Here is a 19,133-nt window from a genome sequence, read left to right as displayed (position 1 = left end):
GCAGAAAACCGTGAGGAAGACGGGGTTAAGCCGCCTTCGACACCATCGGCACCGCGCCGCCGTTCAGCACCCAGGCCATGGCGCTGTCCATTCCGATGAAATCGGCGCTTGAGCGGTCGGTACCGGAGAAACCGGCGGCCGGTCCGCCGTCAAGCTCCCCGGCAAGATCGCCGTCGGCCGGCGTCACCCTGGCCTGGACGAAAATCCGCGCCTGATCGTCGGTGCCCGCCGCGATCATCGCATCGGCCATCACCGAGGCCCAGTTCCAATCGGTCATCACCACCGCGCAGCGCAACTGGCCGCAGTGTCGCGCCAGCCTCATCAGGGCGACGACGATCTCCGGCCGGAAGCCGTCGGCCTCGAAGCGGTCGAACTCGATAAGGCTGCTCCATGGCGTGCCGCGGGCGCCCAGGGTGGCGCATTGCACCTCCACCTGCCGGGCGACGATGTCGCGCTGCTCCACCGACAGGGTGCCCTGCAACCGGACATGCAGGCCCCAGTCCCTTACTTCCACAAGATAAGACGCGCTCATTTCGAAATACCCTTGTCCGATCCGAACGCCACAACCAGGGTGATCCATGGTTCGATTGACGGCGTTCAAACGGTGTCTTGGCGGACAGCAAATCATACGCCACTGCCGAAGGAGCCGGAAAGCGGTATTCCTGCGACCAAATCTGTTGGATTGACGTCAACTATTCCAATTTTTGTCGCAAATTGCGACGCAACGCTGCAGTTTGGACACTGATTCAAGGTGAGCGGGTCTCCCGCCACGGCGGCACGCCCCGCCTCTGGCGCAAGCCCGGCCGTTGCGGCTATGGTGGCGGCCATGAAGCCCGCCGCCGTCCAGGAATTCTTCCGCCGCCTGTCCGCCGCCAACCCGGAACCCCGGAGCGAGCTGGAATACGTCAATCCTTACACGCTGCTGGTCGCCGTGGTGCTGTCGGCCCAGGCGACCGACGTCGGCGTGAACAGGGCGACCGGCCCGCTGTTCAAGCTCGTCACCACGCCGCAGCAGATGGTGGCGCTGGGCGAGGAAGGGCTGCGCCGGTACATCAAGACCATCGGCCTGTTCAACACCAAGGCCAAGAACGTCATCCGCCTGTCGGAACTGCTGATCGAGCGCCACGGCGGCGAGGTGCCGCGCGACCGCGAGGCGCTGGAACAGCTTCCCGGCGTCGGCCGCAAGACGGCGAACGTCGTCCTGAACGTCGCCTTCGGGGAGGAGACCATCGCGGTCGACACCCACATCTTCCGCGTCGGCAACCGCACCGGGCTGGCGCCCGGCAAGACGCCGGACGCGGTGGAGGCGAAGCTGCTGAAGGCGGTGCCGAAGCTCTACCGCCGCCACGCCCACCATTGGCTGATCCTGCACGGCCGCTATGTCTGCAAGGCGCGCAAGCCCGACTGCCCGATCTGCCCGGTCGCCGACCTCTGCGGCTTCAAGGACAAGATCATCGCCTGATCCTTGATGGACTGAACCTTAAGGGAAAACGCAAAACGCCCGGCAGGGCGGGAGCCGGCCGGGCGTTGATCTGCGTGCCTTGCGCTTCGGAAAAGCGTGTCAGACGGCCTCGGCCGCCGGGACCTGCCCGACGGGAGCCTGGGCCGCCGCCTGGGCCGGCGCCTGAACCGCGGCCGGGGCCGCAGCGGCGGCGGGGCGGGCGCCGTACAGCTGGATGTCGCCGACCAGCTGGCCGCCGGCATCGACCGCCAGTTCGCCGAAGCGGATCGAGCCGGTGATCTTGCCGGTGGAGCGGACGGTCAGACGGCCGCGGACGGAGATGTCACCCTCGAAGCGGCCGGCGATGTCGGCCTCCTCGATCTCGACGGAGCCCTTGAACAGGCCGCTCTCGGCGATCTCGACCGAGCGGCCTTCGCGCAGCTTGGCCTCGACCGTGCCCTCGACCACCAGCACGTCGCAGGAGCCGATCTCGCCGGTCAGGGAGATGTCGCGGCCGACGGTCAGGCGGCGCTGCTCCGGCATGGCGGGCGCCATCGGGGCCTGGGCGACGGGAGCCTGCACGGGAGCCTGGGGAGCGTGCCCGGCGGCCGGGGTGGCGACGGGGATCGACGGCTGGCGCGGGGCGGAGCCCGGCATGTCGACGACCCGGCGCGGCACGTCGGGCTTGAAGCCGGCACCCGGCATGGACGGCGCGGACGGGGGCTTGGGGATGCTGTTCATGTCGGGTCCCTTCGAGGCGGAAGGCATGTCGGGATAGGCCGGAGCGGCGTTCTGCGGATCGGTCAGGGCGTGGGCCATGCTGGGTGCCGCGGCTCCGGCGGCGACAGCCGTTCCCGGAGCCGATCCCGGAGTGTTGAGGGAGGCGAGCGGCGACGAGACGGCGCCGGGCTCGGCCGGGGTGTACGGACGGACGCCCGGCTGCGGCGGGACGGGGCTGTCGGCCTTGGGAGCGGCGGGCGGTGTCTTTCGTCCGAACAGCATGAGCGGTTCCCCCAATCTGGACATGCGGGTGGCGGGATGGCCTGGAAGTCGAAAGGCCCGGTGCCGGAAGCGCGCCGCCGGGAAGGCGGGCGCCGCGGCCGATATCCGGGCAGGCGACGGCGTGCGGCCGTGCCGCCTAGCGGCGTATCACGGTCGTCCGGCCCGCCGCAAGGGGAGCCGACATGGACTGTAGGACATGAACCATGAAGGCGCTGGCGACGACCGGGACCAGCAAATTGACGAAGGGGATTGTCGAAAGGAAGGCAATGACGGTCCCGGCCAAAAAAGGTTTCAGCGGCCGGGCCCGCCGCATCGCCCGCGCCGTGGCGCGGTCCATCCGGCGGTGCGCCACCATCTCGAAATACTCCCGCCCCAGCAGATAGCCGTTGACGGTGTAGAAGACGATCAGGTTCAGGCCCGGCGCGAAGATGTAGACCGGCAGCGCCACCAGGTTGATCGCCAGCACCAGCAGCAGGAAGCGCAGCGCCGTCGCCAGCTCCTCCAGCCATCCGGCCTGGCGCGGGGCGGGCAGGGCGGGGTAATGCCGCGCCTCCACCCGCTCCACCACCTCGTCCAGGAAGAAGCTCGACACCGTGCCGACGGTGGCCGGGAACAGCAGCCACGCCAGCACCAGCACCCCCAGACCGCCCAGCACGTCGATGGTGGCGTCGACCCAACCGTAGCCGGTCAGCGGCGTCACCGACAGCGCCCACCATGCGCCGCCGGCCAGCAGGGCGTAGGCGATCACCGAAACGAGCACCCCGGTCCACACCACCCGGCGCACGCGCGGGTCGGACAGTTGGGCGAAGGCAAGCACGAGGGCGCGGATCATCGGCGGTCCGTGGATCGGTTGGGGAGGGAGGGGGGAACGGACGCCCGCATATCTACGGTGGCCGGGCGCCGGGTTCCAGTCCCGGCCGCGGTAATTCGCCTCTCCGGGCTGGTGGGGCGGGGCCGCGCTTGTGATGCGGGTGGCGGCGGCTATACTCGCGCCGCAACATCGCCTTCACCGTACGACCTGTCAGGAGAGCCCATGGCCCCGTCCACCCACGATGCCGCATACGACGTCACCGGCATCGGCAACGCCATCGTGGACGTGATCGCCCACGCCGACGACGCCTTCCTCGCCGCCAACAGCATCGAGAAAGGGGCGATGACGCTGATCGACGCCGCCCGGGCGGAGGAGCTGTACGGCCGGATGGGTCCGGGCGTCGAGGTCTCCGGCGGTTCGGCCGGCAACACCATGGCGGGCATCGCCATGCTCGGCGGGCGCGGCGCCTATATCGGCAAGGTCGCCAAGGACCAGCTGGGCGACGTGTTCCGCCACGACATCCGCGCCTCCGGCGTCGCCTTCGACAGCGCGCCGCTGCTGGGCGGGGCGCCGACCGCGCGCTGCCTGATCCTGGTCACGCCGGACGCCCAGCGCTCCATGAACACCTATCTCGGCGCCTGCGTCGAGCTGGGGCCGGAGGACATCGACGAGGCGCTGATCGCCGGGTCGCAGGTGACCTATCTGGAAGGCTATCTGTGGGATCCGCCCCGCGCCAAGGAGGCCTTCCGCAAGGCGGCGGAGATCGCGCATGCCGCCGGCCGCAAGGTGTCGCTGTCGCTGTCCGACAGCTTCTGCGTCCACCGCCACCATGCCGAGTTCGTCGATCTGGTGGAACGCCACGTCGACATCCTGTTCGCCAACGAGCACGAGATCGGCGCGCTGTACGGCACCGACCGGTTCGAGGACGCGCTGGCGGCGGTGAAGCGTCTGGGCAAGACCGCGGCGCTGACCCGCAGCGAGAAGGGCGCCGTCATCGTGTCCGGCGGCGAGGTGGTCGAGGTTGCGGCCGAGCCGGTGGACCGGGTGGTCGACACCACCGGCGCCGGCGACCTCTATGCCGCCGGTTTCCTGTTCGGCCATACCCGCGGCCTGTCGCCGGCGGTCTGCGGCCGTCTGGGCGCCGTCGCCGCGGCGGAGATCATCAGCCATGTCGGCGCCCGGCCGGAGGTGAACCTGCGCGAGCTGGCCGCCGCCAAGGGCCTGCTGGCGTAAGGTGCCCCCGGGGCGCGATTTGCTCGTCAAATCGCGAATATGCTGCCGGCCGCGTTGCATTCTGCAACTGCGGCCGGTTCCGTTTCAGGTCCTCAGTTCAACTGGTCGTCGAGCACCGGACGCTCCGGCACCGTGGTCCTGGCGCATACCAGCGCCATCGCCGTCCCGCTGTCGGGGGCGGCCACCGCCCAGCGCTCCGGCCGGTCCGGCCGCGGGACGCTCAGCAGCCACAGCCGGTCCTTCTCGCCGAAGCGTTCGTTGAACAGCGTGTATTCGCGCGGCCCGTGCCGGCGTAGCTCGTTCAGCCGGGTCTGCAGTTCCACCGCCTGGGCGTTGCGCACGGCGATGGCCTCCTCCGCCTGCCGCAGTTCCGCCTCCTGCCGCCGCATGTCGCGGCGCAGCGACTCGGTGGTCTGTGTCAGCTCCGTCCGTCCCTGGTGCAGCTGCGCGCGGCGGCGCTGGACGGCGGCGATCCGGTTGCCGATCCGCAGGATGGATACGGTGATCCAGCTGAGGCAGGCCATCAGGATCACCATCTCCAGCACGAGCAGCAGCGTCGTCGGCGCGCCCATCGTCTCTCCGCTTCTTCGGCACGCTCCTTGCGTGCTTGCGACGACGCTGCAGCAACCGGCGTGCCAAGGGCGGCTGCGCGAGTATCGGGACGACGGGCCGGACAGCTGGCCGGACAGCGGGCCGGATGATGGGGTAGTGATGGAGGCGGTGCGGACGATTCTCGACTCGGCGGTCCCGCTGGTGGCGGCGCTGGCGGTGCTGTGCCACCTGTGCTGGGTCGGCATCCGGCGCAGCTGGGACCGGGTCGCCGGGCTGGACCGGCTGCGACAGTCGGTGCTGCCACTGAAGGAGCGCCAGCTTGCGGAGACCGAGGCGCTGGCCGACCTGACCTGCCGGCTGGAGGAGGCGAAAGGCCGGCTGTCGGCCGCCGAACAGCGGGTCGCCCATCTTCAGCGCCAGATCGATGCGGTGGGCAAGGAGCCGCCGGTCTTCCTGCACGTCCTCGGCACGCCCGGCGGCAACCGCCGCGCCTTCCGGGCGGAGGTGCAGTACGACACTGCCGTAGCCACCGCCGCCCGTGCCGCCGGAAAGCCGGTGAACCCGGTCTGGCGCTATGACAACAACCGGGTCGTGGTCCATGCGCTGGACCTGCAGTCCGCCCGGCGCGAGGCGGAGCACGTCTTTCCGCACAAGGCCGGCTTCAAGGTGTTCTTCCATGCGCCGGTGCCCTGACCGCTTTCCGCTTTTTGCGAAAGCTCACCGGTCAAAGAAATAATTCCTATAATCTCCGCGGGAGATCCCACCATCGCCGCGGAGAGAAGCCATGGCCCTCGACAGCCGTACTCTTGCAAACGACCATTTCCCGCTGTGGGCCGAAGAGCCGCCGGTGCCGTCCGAAGGCTCGCTGGTCCCCGGTTCGCAGTTTCATGAGGAGCAATGGATCATGGCCGCCGGCATGCTGGCCCGCGGCAGCAGCTTCCTCTATGTCGCCCGCGCCATGGGCTGCAGCCGCACCACCCTGTGGCGGGCCTATTACGGCTCCCAGGATTTCCGTCACAGGGTTTGGTGGGAGCGGCAGGCCCTGAGCCGCGAGGCCGATCTCCGCCTGTCCTCGCTGCGCAGTCTGGTCGTCGAGCAGATCGAACGGCTGGTTTCCTCCGGCGATCCGTCCACCGTGCGCTGGCTGGCCGACCGGCTCGGCATCCTCGACGGGCTCGCCGCCCAACCCGGCCCAGCCGCCGCAGACCCAGCAGCCGCCGGCCGAGCAGCCGCCGGCCGAGCAGCCGCCGACCCAGCCGCCGCAGACCCGGCAGCCGGCCGACTCCGTTCCTCCGGAGCCGACCCGCGCCGAAGACCCGTCCGCCGGCATCGTCTCCGAACTCGACGACGACAGCATTCCCGGCGCCATCCGTGAGCGTACCGCACCCGACCCGCGCGCCGTCGCCGCGATCCTGGCCCGCCCGGAATCGACCGGGCCGAAGGGCGTCTATCCCTGGACCTTCAATCCCGACGATCCCTATCCCAACCTCGGCTCGGCGCTGGAACGCAAGGGCGGCAAGGGTGCCTTCTCCCGCCGGTAGGATCGCCGGGATGGAACATCGGCCGGAAACCGTTCCACGCTGTTCCACCCCCCTCACCGCAGGGCAATCGCATATGGAATCCCATAAAAGGACTTCGGTCATCCCCGCGAAGGCGGGGATCCAGGAAACCATCGTGCAAAGCGACTGAAACGGCTGGATTCCCGCCTTCGCGGGAATGACGTGCTTTCTTGTGTAGGATCATAATTGCCATATGCGATTGCCCTCGAAAGCCGGTGCTGCGGTCTTCCGCCACGGCACCGGCTCGGGTAAGCTGCCGGTCCCGCCGCCCATCCCGAACATCCCGACAGATTGCCGATTCATGCAAGTCTACCTGCCGATTGCCGAGATGTCGGTCAACGCGCTGCTGGTGCTCGGCATGGGCTGGCTCGTGGGCTTCCTGTCGGGGATGTTCGGCGTCGGCGGCGGCTTCCTGATGACGCCGCTGCTGATCTTCATCGGCGTTCCCCCGGCCATCGCCGTCGGCACCCAGGCCAACCAGCTGGTCGCCGCCAGCGTGTCGGGTGTGCTGGCCCATTGGCGGCGCGGCAATGTCGACGTCAAGCTGGGCGTGGTGATGCTGGGCGGCGGCGTGGTCGGCACCGCGGTTGGGGTGTGGATCTTCGGCATCCTGCAGCGGCTGGGCCAGATCGACATCGCCATCACCCTGTCCTACGTCTTCTTCCTCGGCACCATCGGCGGGATGATGCTGGTGGAAAGCAGCCGCGCCATCCTGCGCCGCCGGGCGCCGACGGCCAAGCGCGGCAAGCTGCACCGCCACATCTGGCTGCACGGCCTGCCCTTCAAGATGCGGTTCCAGCGGTCGAAGCTGTACATTTCCGCCCTGCTGCCGGCGGGGATCGGGGCGATCGGCGGCATGCTGGTGGCGATCATGGGCATCGGCGGCGGCTTCCTCCTGGTGCCGGCGATGATCTATCTGCTGAACATGCCGGCCGGGCTGGTCGCCGGAACCTCGCTGTTCCAGATCATCTTCACCACCGCGGCGGCGACCCTGCTGCAGGCCGCCACCAACCAGACGGTGGACGCCATGCTGGCGCTTCTGCTGCTGATCGGCGGCGTGATCGGCGCCCAGTTCGGCACCAAGGCCGGCACCCGCCTGCGCGGCGAGACCGCCCGGATGGCGCTGTCGCTGATCGTGGTGGCGGTGGCGCTGAAGCTGGCCTGGGACCTGTTCTCCCGCCCCGACGACCTGTTCACCCTGACCACGGGGTTGCGATGATGGCGGGGGTGAGGAAACGCAGGCTGATCCAGGCCGCCGCGGCGCTGGCCGGGCTGCTGCTGGGCGGCACGGTGGCGGCGACGGTGTGGGCGCAGCAGCTGGTCGCCGACCTGTCGAGCCACCTGATCGCCATCACCACCGGCTTCACCGGCACCGAGGTCGTGCTGTTCGGCACCACCGACGGGGCGGGCGACGTCGCCATCGTCGTCACCGGCCCGCGCGGTCCCGCCACCGTCCGCCGCAAGCAGCGGGTGGCCGGCATGTGGATGAACACCGACAGCGTGCGATTCGAACAGGTGCCGAGCTTCTACACGGTGGCGGTCAGCCGGCCGCTCGACCAGCTGGTCGGCCGCCCGGTGCTGGAACGCCAGCAGCTGGGGCTGCCGCAGCTGCAATTGCCGGCCGACGCCACCCTGCCGCCGGACGAGCTTGCCGCCTACCGCAGCGCGCTGATCCGCAACAAGCAGCGCCAGGGGCTGTATGCCATTTCGCTGGGGCAGGTCGCCTTCCTGGGCGAACGGCTGTTCCGCACCAACATCTATTTTCCGGCAAACGTCCCGACCGGGCTGTACAATGTCGAAGCCTTGCTGATTCGCGACGGCGACGTGGTCAGCGCCCAGACCACGCCGCTGGTGGTGTCCAAGATCGGGTTCAGCGCCGAAGTGTCGGACTTCGCCCGCAACCGCCCGGTCATCTACGGGGTGGCCGCCGTCGTCGGTGCCATCGCGGCCGGCTGGGCGGCCGGCGCCGCATTCCGCCGGGTCTAAGCCGAGAAGGGTGATCGAGATGAGCGACGCGACGCAATCAACGACGCCGGAAACGCCCACCCAGCCGCCAGCTCCCAAGCCGGTGCGCATCTTCCTTGTGGTGGTCGACGACAGCCCGGAGCTGAAGGTGGCGCTCCGCTATGCCTGCCTGCGCGCGCGCAAGTCGGGCGGCAAGGTGGCGCTGCTGACCGTCCTGGAAAAGGGCGAGATGCAGCACTGGCTGGCGGTGGAGAACCTGATCCGCGAGGAGCAGCGCGCCGAGGCGGAGCAGATGCTCCAGAAGCTGGCGCGCGAGGTCAACCAGCTGACCGGCACCCTGCCGGCGCTCTATGTCCGCGAAGGCAACCGCACCGAGGAGGTGCTGGCCCTGATCGGGGAGGAGCCGAGCATCTCAATCCTGGTGCTGGCCGCCGGCACCGATCCCGAAGGCCCCGGCCCGCTGATCTCCTACTACACCGGCCGCGGCTTGGGCCGCCTGCGCATCCCGCTGACCATCGTGCCCGGCGGCCTCAGCAACGAGGCGCTGGACGCGATTACGTAAGTAAGGATAGAGGCCACGGTCGGGCCGCGCATGCCGGATGCCGAATACCCACACAACCGGGGTCCTTGATCCGCCCGGCGTTTCGGCCCAAATTTCCCCCCAATCGTTCCGCGTCCCGATCCCGGGCGCGCCGGCGGTTCCATTCCGCCGCCGATGGAGGACCAGACCATGTTCATTCAGACCGAGCAGACGCCCAACCCGGCGACTCTCAAGTTCCTGCCGGGGCGTGACGTGCTCGGACGCGGCACCGCCGACTTCACCAGCCGCGAGGATGCCGCCCGTTCGCCGCTCGCCCAGCGCCTGTTCGAGATCGAGGGCGTCGTCGGCGTCTTCCTGGGCGCCGATTTCATCACCATCACCAAGACCGACGCGCGCGACTGGTTCCTGCTGAAGCCGTCGATCCTCGGCGTCATCATGGAGCATTTCACCGCCGACCGCCCGGTTCTGCTGGAGGATGGCGGCGACGGCCATGCCGCGGCGTCGAACGCCGACGACGAGGAGATCGTCGAGCAGATCAAGGAACTGCTGGACACCCGCGTCCGCCCGTCGGTCGCCCAGGACGGCGGCGACATCACCTTCCAGGGCTTTGAGAAGGGCGTCGTCTATCTGGCGATGAAGGGGGCCTGCTCCGGCTGCCCCAGCTCCACCGCCACGCTGAAGCACGGCATCGAGAACATGCTGCGCCACTACATCCCCGAAGTGGTCGAAGTCCGCTCGGTTCAGTAATCCGCTCTCCGGTTATGCCGGGCCCTGGTTATGCCGGTCTGCCCTTGATGCGGCGGGCCGGCATTCCCATGCTGGCACCATGATCATCTCCGCCAGCTACAAGACCGACATTCCCGCCTTCTATGGGCGCTGGTTCCTGAACCGCCTCGACGCCGGTTATTGCCGGATGGTCAATCCCTATGGCGGCCAGACCTACCGCATCGACCTGACCCGACCGGCGGTCGACGGCTTCATCTTCTGGACCAAGAATCTGGGCCCCTTCCTCGGCGCGCTCGACAGCGTGGCGGAGCGGGGCTTTCCCTTCGTCGTGCAGTACAGCGTCACCGGTCTGCCCACCGCGCTGGAACGCTCGGTTCCCGATTGGGAGACGGCGGTCGGCCATATGGCGCGGGTGCGCGGGCGCTGGGGGCTGCGGGCGGCGGTCTGGCGCTACGACCCCATCGCGCTGACCGAGGCCACGCCGCCGGATTGGCATCACGAGACCTTCGCCCGGATCGCGCGGGCGCTGCGCGGGGTGACCGACGAGGTGGTGGTCTCCTTCCTGCAGCCTTACCGCAAGACCGCCCGCAACCTTGCCGCCGCCGGCATCGTCTGGCGTGACCCGGAGGCGGAGGAGAAGCGCGCGCTGCTGGAGGATTTGGCGGAGATCGCGGCGGGGGAGGGGATGGCGCTGACGCTCTGCACCCAGCCGGAGCTTGTGGGCACGCCCGGTACGGTGGCGGCTCGCTGCGTCGATGCGCTGCGGCTGTCGGATGTGGCGGGGTATGCCTTGCCGGCGCGGGAGAAGGGCAACCGGCCGGGCTGCCTGTGCGCGGAGAGCCGCGACATCGGCGATTACGACAGCTGTCCGCACGGATGCGTCTACTGCTACGCCGTCGCCGACCGCGGAACAGCGCAGCGGCGCTTCGCCGCGCACGACCCGGAGGGGGAGTTTCTGGTGGCGCAGACTAAGCGCTCCAAGATTCCCTCTCCCCCCCGGGGAGAGGGTTAGGGTGAGGGGGATGCGAGTCGAGGATCTTCAAGCCTCGCGCACTTTCCATTCCCTAACCGGATCCACGCAGTGCATCCCCCTCACCCCGACCCTCTCCCCGGGGGGGAGAGGGGGACTTCCGGGGAACAGGGGAAACTTATGGACAAACCTTCCGCACCGTCTCGACCAGCTTTTCCGGGTTGAACGGCTTCACCAGCCAGCCGGTGGCGCCGGCTTCGCGGCCGGCGGTCTTCTTGGCGGGGTCGGCTTCGGTGGTCAGCAGCAGGATCGGGGTGGCGCGGTTGATGGCCGAGGCGCGGATGGCGCGGGTCAGGGCCAGCCCGTCCAGGCCCGGCATGTTCAGGTCGGTGATGATGCAGTCGAACTTGCGCTGGTTGACCAGGGCGAGGCCGGCATTGCCGTCCGACGCCTCCGCCACCTCATAGCCGGCGCCTTTCAGCGTGAAACCGACCATGTCGCGGATGGTCTTCGAATCGTCGACGGTCAGGACGCTTTTGGGCATGGAACGCGGCTCCGGTTGCTCGGCCGAAAGGAATAAGGGAAAGGCCTAGGCAATTTCCCGGCGACCGTCAACCGCTGCCGTCCCCTATTCCGAACAACGCCAGACCCCCGGTCCCACGGATCGCCGCTGAACCGGGGGCTGGCAGAGGCGATATGGTTACGCCTTCGTATCGACGTGCTGGCCGCCGGCGTCACCGCCCTTGGCGACGCCGACCATCGCCTCGCGCAGCAGGCGGCCATGGATGGTGTAGCCGGGCTGCAGGACCTGGACGACGGTGCCGGCGGCCTTGCCGGTGTTCTCGATCTCGAACATCACCTGGTGGAAGTTCGGGTCGAACGGCTCGCCGGCCGGGTCCAGCTTCTTGATGCCGGCGCGGTCGAAGGCGGCGAACAGCTGGCGCTCGGTCGCCTCGACGCCGACGGCGAGGCCCTTCAGCATCTCGTCCTGCTCGCGGCCCTCGGCCGGAACGGCGTCGAGCGCGCGGCGCAGGTTGTCGGCGACCGACACCAGCTCCTTGGCGAAGCTGGACACGGCGAACTTGCTGGCGTCCTCGCGGTCGCGCTGGGCACGGCGGCGGGTGTTCTCCGTCTCCGCCATGGCGCGCAGAAGCTGGTCCTTCAGGCTGGCGACCTCGGCCTCCAGCTTGGCGACGCGGTCCTCGGGCGAACCCGCTTCAGCACCGTTGGCGGCGGCCGTGTTGGCGGTCTCGGCGGTGGCCTCGGTCGGCTCCACCGTGGCGTCGGAGGGCTTGTTCTGCTCTTCGCTCATGGTTTTCTCAATTCTTGCTTCGTCAAAAGGCGGAGTGAGGGAGGGAGGCGGCGTTCAGCCGATCAGCCGGCTGACCACCTTGGCGGTGTAATCCACCAGCGGAATGATGCGGGCGTAATTGATGCGGGTCGGGCCGATCACGCCGATGGCGCCGATCACCTGTTCCCGGCTGTTCTGGAAGGGGGAGATGATCATCGAACAGCCGGAATGGCTGAACAGCACATTCTCGGCCCCGATGAAGATCTGCACGCCGTCGCCGCGTCCGGTGGCGTCCAGCATGCGCAGCATCGTCTCCTTGGTCTCCAGCGCCTCGAACAGGCCGCGCACACGCTCCAGGTCGGACAGCGCGGTGACGTCCTCCAGCAGGCGGGACTGGCCGCGGACGATCAGCTGGCCGGCGTTGGACCCGCCGCTGCCGGCCCAGGTGGCCAGACCGGCGGCGACCACCTTGCGCGACAGTTCGTCCAGCTGGGTCTTCTGCTGCTCGATCTCCTGCAGGACCTCCTGCCGCGCCTCGTCCAGCGTGCGGCCGGCGAGCTTGGCGCTGAGGAAGTTCGACACCGTCTGCAGGGTGGAGGTCGGCACCCCCATCGGCACCTCGATCACCCGGTTCTCGACCAGACCGTCCTCGTTCACCAGGACGACCAGGGCGCGGCCGGGGCCGAGCGACACGAACTCGATATGCTTCAGCGGCCGGTCGGTCTTGGGCGCCACCACCAGCCCGGCGCAGTGCGACAGGCCGGACAGCATGGTCGACGCCTCGCCCAGCACGTCGGCGAAGGCGCGGCCGGAGGCGGAGCATTTCGCTTCGATCGAGGCGCGCTCGTCCTCGGTCAGCGATCCGATCTCCAGCAGGCCGTCGACGAACATGCGCAGGCCGGCGTCGGTCGGGATGCGGCCGGCCGAAGTGTGCGGGGCATAGAGCAGCCCCTGCTCCTCCAGGTCGGCCATCACGTTGCGGATGGTCGCGGGCGACAAGGCCATGCCAAGCCGCCTGGAGATCGTGCGCGAGCCGACCGGCTCGCCCGACGCCACATAGGCGTCGACGATCAGCCGGAAGATCTCGCGCGATCGCTGGTTCAGCTCGTTGATCATGGACTAGGGCGGTCGTGCTCTGTTCGGGCCGGGCGGCTGCGGAACGCAAGTCCCGTCAACCGGTCCGAATTTAGGCAGGTCCGACCGCCGAATCAACGTGCGGGGCGAAGAAGTCCCGCCACCATGCGACCGCGTGACGCCCCTTACTGCTCCGCCAGGAAGGCGCGGTACTGCGCGGCGATGGCGGCGACGGCCGCCTCGTACAGCTGCCGGCCATGCTCCGGGCGGGCGAGGCCGGGGGCGGAGCCGATGCGGCCGTCGGGATAGCGGCGGCGGAAGTCGCGGGCGTCGTGGAAGCCGCCGGCCGGCGCCTGTTCCGGCTCCAGCGCCGCGGTCTTGATCGAGTCGGGATAGACGTATTGCGTGACCGACACCTCGCTGGGGGTGGCGTGCGAGCCCTCCTTGCCCTGGTACAGCTCGCGCGACAGGCGGGCGATCTCGGCATTCTCCCACCAGCTCACCAGGGTGCAGCGCAGGTCCGGTGCGTCGCGGCCACGCAGCGCCCGGTTCTCCGCATGGATCTCGTAGAAGGCGGCGCGGACGGTGGCGATGTTGCCGCCATGGCCGTTGACGAAGAAGAAGCGCTCGAACCCGTGTTCGGCCAGCGACCCGACATAGTCGCGCAGCAGGGCGATCAGCGTCGACGGCTTCAGCGTCATCGAGCCGGGGAATTCCATGTGGTGGACGGCCATGCCGACCGGAATCGTCGGGCCGACCAGCGCGCCGGTGGCGTCGCCGACGCCCTTGGCGATGACCTCGGCACAGATGGCGTCGGTGCCGACCAGCCCGTTCGGCCCATGCTGCTCGGTCGAGCCGATCGGCATGATGATGCCCTTGGAGGTCTTGAGGTAGGCCTCGACCTCGGCCCAGGTGCTCAGGTGAAGCTGCACGGTGGCGGATCCTTTTCGACGATGCGTGCCGGGAATGCGGCCGGGAATGCGTTGGCCCTCATGTTAGGCGGCCGAACGGCCGCGACAACCGCTCCCTGCGCCGGGCGGGCATGACGGGGCCATTGCGATGGCCGTTCTCATCCCGCGCTGGCGCATTGCTCCGTTGGTGACTACAATCGCGTGCAATTTGCCCTGTTGGGCGTCTGTTTCGGGGTGTGGTGGTGGTTGCGCGCGTCAACACGGTGGCGTTCCAGGGCATCGAGGTGCTGGGGATCGACGTCCAGGTCCAGATGTCCGGCGGAATCGTCGCCTTCACCGTCGTCGGCCTGCCCGACAAGGCGGTGGGCGAAAGCCGGGAGCGCGTGCGCGCCGCGCTGCATGCGCTGGGGCTGGCGCTGCCGGCCAAGCGCATCACCGTCAACCTCGCCCCCGCCGACGTGCTGAAGGAGGGCAGCCATTTCGACCTGCCGATCGCACTCGGCCTGCTGACGGTGATGGGGGTTCTGCCGGATGCGGAGATCGCCCGCTATGTGGCGCTGGGCGAGCTGGCGCTGGACGGCGCGCTGACCCCGGTGGCTGGCGTGCTGCCCGCCGCCATCGACGCGCTGGCCAACGACCGCGGCCTGATCTGTCCGGCGGCCTGCGGTGGCGAGGCGGCCTGGGCCGGTCCCGATCTGGACGTGCTGGCGCCGGCCAACCTGCTGGCCCTCATCAACCATTTCAAGGGCACCCAGGTTCTGACCCCGCCCAAGCCGCGGCTGCAGGAGCAGGACGCGCCGCCGCCCGATTTGCGCGACGTAAAGGGCAACGAGACCGCCAAGCGCGCGCTGGAGGTCGCCGCCGCCGGATCGCACAACCTGCTGATGATCGGGCCGCCCGGTTCCGGCAAGTCGATGCTGGCCGCCCGCCTGCCCGGCCTGCTGCCGCCGCTCGACCCGGCGGAGGCGCTGGAGGTGTCGATGATCCACAGCGTCGGCGGGCTGCTGGAGGGCGGGCGTCTGCTGCGCCAGCGCCCCTACCGCGCGCCGCACCAGTCGGCCAGCCTGCCGGCGCTGGTCGGCGGCGGCACGCGGGCCAAGCCGGGCGAGATCTCTCTGGCCCATCAGGGCGTTCTCTTCCTGGACGAGCTGCCGGAGTTCCCCCGCGCCCTGCTGGAGGCGCTGCGCCAGCCGCTGGAGACCGGCAAGGCGGTGGTCAGCCGTGCCAACCATCATGTAACCTATCCGGCGCGCGTGCAACTGGTGGCGGCGATGAACCCCTGCCGCTGCGGTCATCTCGACGACGCCTCGCTCGCCTGCGCGCGGGCGCCGAAATGTGCTGCAGATTATCAATCTAAAATCAGTGGTCCGCTGTTCGACCGTATCGATCTGCACATCGATGTGCCGGCGGTCAGCCCCGCCGACCTCAGCCTGCCGCCGCCGGCGGAGGGCAGCGCCGACATCGCCGCCCGTGTCGCGGTCGCCCGCGCCATCCAGGCGGAACGCTATGGCGGCTTCGGTCCTTTCCCGGCCGGCCGGGCTGTGCGGACGAACGCCGAGGCCGATGGCGAACTGCTGGAAAAGGTGGCGTCCCCCGACGCCCCCGGCCGCGCCCTGCTGACCGAGGCGGCGGAGCGGCTGAAGCTGTCCGCCCGCGGTTACCACCGGGTGATGCGGGTGGGTCGGACGCTGGCCGACCTGGACGGGGTCGAGGGGGTCAAGCGCCGCCACATCGCGGAGGCGCTGAGTTACCGGCGGATCGCGCCGGGGCGGTAGCGGTCCGGCGGGCGCCGCCGCCGGGCGCACGTTTCAGATCGGTTGCGGCCGTCAGCAGTCGGCCGGGGCGGGGCGGCCTATCATTTGCCGCAGTCGCCGTTCGAGCCCACGGCCATATTTCACCACGGTGCCAGCCCACAGCCGGTTGTGCCAGTTCACCGCGGCCCGCCGATTGACGAAGAGGACGTCGGTGTTGTCCAGAGAGAATGGCAACATATGAAAGCCTAGGGACCGCATCCGCCGTTTCACCGCCTTCACCGCCGGCCGCATTTCGGGATAGAGGAAGTCGTGAAATTCGACGGTTATCTGATCGATGTCCGAAAACTCCTCGTCCGCAGCGGCCGCGAACATGTCCAGTTCGGCACCCTCGATGTCGATCTTCAACAAGGCGATGCGGCCGATGCCGGAACGGCGCCGGAATTCCGCCAGGGTCATGGCTTCGGCCCGGATGGTCCGTATCGCCTGCTCTCCAGGAGAACGGTTGAAGCCGCTCGCACAGCGGTCCGGATAGACATGGATGTCCAGGCTGCCCGACGTGCCGGAAATCGCAACCTGCCGAAGCGTCAGCCTGGGATGGCGGGCGATCCGTTCGACACAGTCGGGGACAGGCTCGGCTGAAAAGACTTGGCAGCCATACCGCTCGATAACGGTGTGCGCGAACTTTCCCTCATTGCAGCCGAAATCGAGCACAACAGAGTTCTCATTGAGCAGGGAGAAGAATGTGTGCTCGCAAATGCGGTCTAACTTGATCATTTCAAGCTCACTGCACGTCACCTGAGATCTTATATATTTTTTGGTATGTATTCAATATATCTGTTTTTCATAAAATCACGGCCCCTCGAACACCGGCGGCTTGCCCGCCCCCGGACAGACAGTCGCCGGCACGGCCTCCTGCTCCACGAAGGTGACGGCGGCGGCCATGGCGCAATCCTCGCTGGAGGTCACGATGTGGCTGGCGGCGCGGAAGACCAGATGGCGGCTCTTCGGCAGGGTGGCGGCGGCACGGTCGCCCCAGTCCGGCGGGGTGACGGGGTCGTAGGCGCCGGACAGCAGCAGCACCGGCACCGGGCTGGCGACCGGCAGGCGCTCGGCCGGTTCCTGGTGGCCGGCGGGCCAGAGACGGCAGACACGCCGGCCGGGATCGTCGGCGGCGACCAGCCCGTACGGGGCATAGCGGCGGGCGTTGTCGGCCCGCTTCTGTGGGTCGGCGGTGTTGACCGACTCGCGGCATTCGACGGAAAAGGCCAGCCCGTCGGCGACCTCCGGATCGCCCAGCCAGTTGGTCGGCGCCCATTCGGCCAGTGTGGCGTACTGGCCGCGGATGGCGCGGTCGAGCATGATCGGCAATGCCGGCACCGCCTCGCTGACCGCCATCGCCTCCAGCCCGGCGGCGATGATCGCTCCGCCGGTCAGCCGCAGGGCACGGCGCGTCTCATGATCGCCGACGACGATGTCGACGGGGTTGCGGTCCAGCCGTTCGACCAGGGAGAGGAAGCGCTTCTCCAGGTCGGGAAAGGCGGAACGGCAACTCCGGTTGGCGGCGCAGTCGTCGAACAGCCGGCGGTAGGCACGCTGGGCCAGCCCGGCCGTCTCCTCCTGTGCGTTGACGTCGGGCGGATAGATGCTGTCGAACACGGCGGTGCGGACGCGGCCGCCCTGCCGCCGCAGGATCTCCAGCCCGACACGCGTGCCGTAGGACACCGCGAACAGGTTCACGCGCTGGGCGCCCAACGCGGTGGCGATGTCCAGGGCATCCTCCGCCGCGACGGGGGTGGAGAACTGGGTGGTATCCAGCCCGGCCGCTTCCAGCCGCGCGATGCAGGCGCTGATCGCCGCCCGTTCCGCCGCCGCCCGCTGCTCGCGCGTCTGTGGTCGGGTGCCGCGGGTGGCGCCGACGGCGTCCAACTCCGGACAATCGGTGTCCGGCTCCGCCCGGCCGACGCCGCGCGGATCGAACAGGATCAGGTTGCGGGTGCGGCGGAAGGGGGCCGACAGTTCCCACCACACCTCCATCCGCTCTTCCGTCGCCTCGCCGGTGCCGAAGGGGGAGGCGCCGGGACCACCCTCCAGAAACAGCACCGGGTCCGGGTCGGGCTGGCGCGCGGTGCTGAGCAACACGGCGACCGGCAGGCGCAGGCTGCGGCTGTTGGCGCGGTCGCGCCGTTCCGGCACCGCCACCGTTCCGCACAGCGCCGCTTCGCCGTCGGGAACGGTGAACCAGCAGGGACCGGGGGTGAAGCGCGCCTCCGCCGCTGCGGGCAGGGCCCATAGCACTCCCATCGCCACGGCAGCCGCCGCGAGCGCTGCCCGCAGCTTGCGCACCGCTGTCTGCCATGCGGGAGAGGGGAGGATGGACACGGACGGACGACCTGACCCTGATGGATGGAGTACCGCGGACGACTTTGCGCGGCGGCTTTGTGTTTGACCGAGCGACCTTCGCTTGTCCAGAGGCGCCCGGCGCCATCCCGATGGATAGCCAAACGTGGGCAAAACGGCCGATGAGTGATGCCGGCTTGCAACAGGCGTGCGGCAAAGATCACGCCGTTACCGGATGGACGGGTTGACGGAATACATCCGCACGCGGAATTATTTCGCCACCTGAGGCCCAACCGACGGAGCCTCTCTTTTTTCAGGAGCAGATCATGCCGACCTTGTGGACGGCGATGCGGAGCCGCTGGCTCGATTCCGGGGCATCTTCCGGACCGGGCCGATTGTGCGACCACCTGCGGCGCGACATCGGACTGGCGGACGGGGAAACGTCGGATGGAGAAGAACCGCCGCTCGGCTGCCGTCTTCCGCCATTTCACATCCGCGATCGGAACCTATCGGACGCGCGGACATTTTTGACCTTGCAACCGTATCGCTGAGCGGCGATACCGGATCCGCCGGCTTCTCACGCCGGCATCACTCAACCCCTGGAGAGTATCGATGAAAGCCATCGTAACCACCGCCTGGACCCGCCGATCGGGCGGTCCGGCCATCACCGCCGCCAATTGGGCCGCCCATATGGCCGCCAATCATGCCCAGCCGGCCCGTCTTCTTCCCGCACCCTTCGAACGTGAATTCCGGATATCGAGAGGATCCCATGTGTGTCTTTCTGGGTTTTTGCGGTCATCGTCTCTTCGTTGAACACGCCCGCTGGGCATCGCCGGCCGGGTCCTTCGACCTGCGGCGTGAGAACGGGGAAGTCATCCTATGGCTTGGACGCCTGAACATCATCTACACACCGGCCCGTTGGGGACCACCCTCCCGCGCTGCATAGCGCGCGGCGCCGCGGAGACC

20 protein-coding genes are annotated in these 19,133 nt (G+C 68.8%); 10 read left to right on the top strand and 10 right to left on the bottom strand.

Translation table 11 applies throughout. The features are described 5' to 3' along the window. Nucleotides 1-25: 25 nt before the first annotated feature. The gene (locus PWS46_RS12850; RefSeq protein WP_434615795.1) at nucleotides 26-532 is read right to left on the bottom strand and encodes a hypothetical protein; all 507 of its coding nucleotides are present in this window, start codon (nucleotides 530-532) and stop codon (nucleotides 26-28) included. A gap of 294 nt (nucleotides 533-826) precedes the next feature. Between PWS46_RS12850 and nth the strand changes: the two genes are divergently transcribed. Then, nucleotides 827-1,462, top strand: a complete 636-nt coding sequence (nth, locus tag PWS46_RS12845) for an endonuclease III (RefSeq protein ID WP_434615792.1) — start codon at nucleotides 827-829, stop codon at nucleotides 1,460-1,462. Between the two features lie 99 nt (nucleotides 1,463-1,561). On the opposite strand, the gene PWS46_RS12840 is transcribed toward nth, so the two are convergent. After that, a complete protein-coding gene (locus PWS46_RS12840; RefSeq protein ID WP_434615789.1) occupies nucleotides 1,562-2,443 on the bottom strand; it encodes a polymer-forming cytoskeletal protein in 882 nt (293 codons plus the stop codon). A gap of 136 nt (nucleotides 2,444-2,579) precedes the next feature. Next, nucleotides 2,580-3,275: an EI24 domain-containing protein gene (locus PWS46_RS12835; protein ID WP_434615787.1), complete on the bottom strand. Its 696-nt coding sequence runs from the start codon at nucleotides 3,273-3,275 to the stop codon at nucleotides 2,580-2,582. A 201-nt stretch (nucleotides 3,276-3,476) separates the two neighbouring features. On the opposite strand from PWS46_RS12835, the gene PWS46_RS12830 reads away from it, so the two are divergent. Next, the gene (locus PWS46_RS12830; protein WP_434615784.1) at nucleotides 3,477-4,487 is read left to right on the top strand and encodes an adenosine kinase; all 1,011 of its coding nucleotides are present in this window, start codon (nucleotides 3,477-3,479) and stop codon (nucleotides 4,485-4,487) included. Between the two features lie 92 nt (nucleotides 4,488-4,579). On the opposite strand, the gene PWS46_RS12825 is transcribed toward PWS46_RS12830, so the two are convergent. After that, entirely contained in the window at nucleotides 4,580-5,059 is a 480-nt protein-coding gene (locus tag PWS46_RS12825; protein WP_434615781.1) for a hypothetical protein, read from the bottom strand. Between the two features lie 31 nt (nucleotides 5,060-5,090). Here PWS46_RS12825 and PWS46_RS12820 point away from each other — a divergent pair, with 31 nt between their 5' ends. The 7 genes from PWS46_RS12820 (at nucleotide 5,091) to PWS46_RS12790 (ending at nucleotide 10,842) form a co-directional block, all read left to right on the top strand. Beyond that, entirely contained in the window at nucleotides 5,091-5,732 is a 642-nt protein-coding gene (locus PWS46_RS12820) for a hypothetical protein (protein ID WP_434615778.1), read from the top strand. Nucleotides 5,733-5,823: 91 nt separating this feature from the next. Next, a complete protein-coding gene (locus tag PWS46_RS12815) occupies nucleotides 5,824-6,414 on the top strand; it encodes a hypothetical protein (RefSeq protein WP_434615775.1) in 591 nt (196 codons plus the stop codon). Between the two features lie 485 nt (nucleotides 6,415-6,899). Next, nucleotides 6,900-7,817, top strand: a complete 918-nt coding sequence (locus tag PWS46_RS12810) for a sulfite exporter TauE/SafE family protein (protein ID WP_434615772.1) — start codon at nucleotides 6,900-6,902, stop codon at nucleotides 7,815-7,817. Next, nucleotides 7,817-8,584 (top strand): TIGR02186 family protein, encoded by a 768-nt coding sequence (locus tag PWS46_RS12805; protein ID WP_434619999.1) that lies wholly within the window; start codon nucleotides 7,817-7,819, stop codon nucleotides 8,582-8,584. The genes PWS46_RS12810 and PWS46_RS12805 overlap by 1 nt, the downstream gene beginning before the upstream one ends. Before the next feature lie 19 nt (nucleotides 8,585-8,603). Next, nucleotides 8,604-9,125, top strand: coding sequence for a universal stress protein (locus PWS46_RS12800; protein WP_252138316.1), 522 nt, complete (start codon nucleotides 8,604-8,606; stop codon nucleotides 9,123-9,125). A 168-nt stretch (nucleotides 9,126-9,293) separates the two neighbouring features. Next, nucleotides 9,294-9,851, top strand: coding sequence for a NifU family protein (locus tag PWS46_RS12795; protein ID WP_085090767.1), 558 nt, complete (start codon nucleotides 9,294-9,296; stop codon nucleotides 9,849-9,851). Nucleotides 9,852-9,930: 79 nt separating this feature from the next. Further along, nucleotides 9,931-10,842: a DUF1848 family protein gene (locus tag PWS46_RS12790; RefSeq protein ID WP_434615768.1), complete on the top strand. Its 912-nt coding sequence runs from the start codon at nucleotides 9,931-9,933 to the stop codon at nucleotides 10,840-10,842. Between the two features lie 136 nt (nucleotides 10,843-10,978). On the opposite strand, the gene PWS46_RS12785 is transcribed toward PWS46_RS12790, so the two are convergent. The 4 genes from PWS46_RS12785 to PWS46_RS12770 all read right to left on the bottom strand — a co-directional run bounded on the left by PWS46_RS12785 (nucleotide 10,979) and on the right by PWS46_RS12770 (nucleotide 14,097). Continuing rightward, complete coding sequence (locus PWS46_RS12785; protein WP_434615765.1) at nucleotides 10,979-11,344, bottom strand: response regulator; 366 nt, start codon at nucleotides 11,342-11,344, stop codon at nucleotides 10,979-10,981. Nucleotides 11,345-11,500: 156 nt separating this feature from the next. Further along, nucleotides 11,501-12,112, bottom strand: a complete 612-nt coding sequence (gene grpE / locus PWS46_RS12780) for a nucleotide exchange factor GrpE (RefSeq protein ID WP_085090506.1) — start codon at nucleotides 12,110-12,112, stop codon at nucleotides 11,501-11,503. 54 nt (nucleotides 12,113-12,166) lie between these two features. Next, complete coding sequence (hrcA, locus tag PWS46_RS12775; protein WP_085090505.1) at nucleotides 12,167-13,207, bottom strand: heat-inducible transcriptional repressor HrcA; 1,041 nt, start codon at nucleotides 13,205-13,207, stop codon at nucleotides 12,167-12,169. A 143-nt stretch (nucleotides 13,208-13,350) separates the two neighbouring features. Then, nucleotides 13,351-14,097, bottom strand: coding sequence for a creatininase family protein (locus tag PWS46_RS12770; RefSeq protein ID WP_434615761.1), 747 nt, complete (start codon nucleotides 14,095-14,097; stop codon nucleotides 13,351-13,353). Between the two features lie 221 nt (nucleotides 14,098-14,318). On the opposite strand from PWS46_RS12770, the gene PWS46_RS12765 reads away from it, so the two are divergent. Beyond that, nucleotides 14,319-15,851: a YifB family Mg chelatase-like AAA ATPase gene (locus tag PWS46_RS12765; protein ID WP_434615758.1), complete on the top strand. Its 1,533-nt coding sequence runs from the start codon at nucleotides 14,319-14,321 to the stop codon at nucleotides 15,849-15,851. Nucleotides 15,852-15,902: 51 nt separating this feature from the next. Here the strand turns inward: PWS46_RS12765 and PWS46_RS12760 are convergent, their stop codons facing one another. After that, on the bottom strand, nucleotides 15,903-16,604 hold the full coding sequence (locus tag PWS46_RS12760) for an FkbM family methyltransferase (RefSeq protein ID WP_434615755.1): 702 nt from the start codon (nucleotides 16,602-16,604) through the stop codon (nucleotides 15,903-15,905). 75 nt (nucleotides 16,605-16,679) lie between these two features. Next, nucleotides 16,680-18,209, bottom strand: a complete 1,530-nt coding sequence (locus PWS46_RS12755) for an alpha/beta fold hydrolase (RefSeq protein ID WP_434615752.1) — start codon at nucleotides 18,207-18,209, stop codon at nucleotides 16,680-16,682. Nucleotides 18,210-19,133 lie beyond the last annotated feature (924 nt).

Origin of the sequence: Azospirillum sp. B2RO_4 (assembly GCF_051124815.1) — a bacterium.
Classification (GTDB): Bacteria; Pseudomonadota; Alphaproteobacteria; order Azospirillales; family Azospirillaceae; genus Azospirillum.
Note: the sequence above shows the minus strand (reverse complement) of the source record. Positions and strands in the feature narration are given on the sequence as shown.

What these genes read in the sequence shown, in the direction of transcription:
- PWS46_RS12850 (WP_434615795.1), bottom strand. Translation starts at nt 532, where the DNA reads ATGAGCGCGTCTTATCTTGTGGAAGTAAGGGACTGGGGCCTGCATGTC.
- nth (WP_434615792.1), top strand. Translation starts at nt 827, where the DNA reads ATGAAGCCCGCCGCCGTCCAGGAATTCTTCCGCCGCCTGTCCGCCGCC.
- PWS46_RS12840 (WP_434615789.1), bottom strand. Translation starts at nt 2,443, where the DNA reads ATGCTGTTCGGACGAAAGACACCGCCCGCCGCTCCCAAGGCCGACAGC.
- PWS46_RS12835 (WP_434615787.1), bottom strand. Translation starts at nt 3,275, where the DNA reads ATGATCCGCGCCCTCGTGCTTGCCTTCGCCCAACTGTCCGACCCGCGC.
- PWS46_RS12830 (WP_434615784.1), top strand. Translation starts at nt 3,477, where the DNA reads ATGGCCCCGTCCACCCACGATGCCGCATACGACGTCACCGGCATCGGC.
- PWS46_RS12825 (WP_434615781.1), bottom strand. Translation starts at nt 5,059, where the DNA reads ATGGGCGCGCCGACGACGCTGCTGCTCGTGCTGGAGATGGTGATCCTG.
- PWS46_RS12815 (WP_434615775.1), top strand. Translation starts at nt 5,824, where the DNA reads ATGGCCCTCGACAGCCGTACTCTTGCAAACGACCATTTCCCGCTGTGG.
- PWS46_RS12810 (WP_434615772.1), top strand. Translation starts at nt 6,900, where the DNA reads ATGCAAGTCTACCTGCCGATTGCCGAGATGTCGGTCAACGCGCTGCTG.
- PWS46_RS12805 (WP_434619999.1), top strand. Translation starts at nt 7,817, where the DNA reads ATGGCGGGGGTGAGGAAACGCAGGCTGATCCAGGCCGCCGCGGCGCTG.
- PWS46_RS12800 (WP_252138316.1), top strand. Translation starts at nt 8,604, where the DNA reads ATGAGCGACGCGACGCAATCAACGACGCCGGAAACGCCCACCCAGCCG.
- PWS46_RS12795 (WP_085090767.1), top strand. Translation starts at nt 9,294, where the DNA reads ATGTTCATTCAGACCGAGCAGACGCCCAACCCGGCGACTCTCAAGTTC.
- PWS46_RS12790 (WP_434615768.1), top strand. Translation starts at nt 9,931, where the DNA reads ATGATCATCTCCGCCAGCTACAAGACCGACATTCCCGCCTTCTATGGG.
- PWS46_RS12785 (WP_434615765.1), bottom strand. Translation starts at nt 11,344, where the DNA reads ATGCCCAAAAGCGTCCTGACCGTCGACGATTCGAAGACCATCCGCGAC.
- grpE (WP_085090506.1), bottom strand. Translation starts at nt 12,112, where the DNA reads ATGAGCGAAGAGCAGAACAAGCCCTCCGACGCCACGGTGGAGCCGACC.
- hrcA (WP_085090505.1), bottom strand. Translation starts at nt 13,207, where the DNA reads ATGATCAACGAGCTGAACCAGCGATCGCGCGAGATCTTCCGGCTGATC.
- PWS46_RS12760 (WP_434615755.1), bottom strand. Translation starts at nt 16,604, where the DNA reads ATGATCAAGTTAGACCGCATTTGCGAGCACACATTCTTCTCCCTGCTC.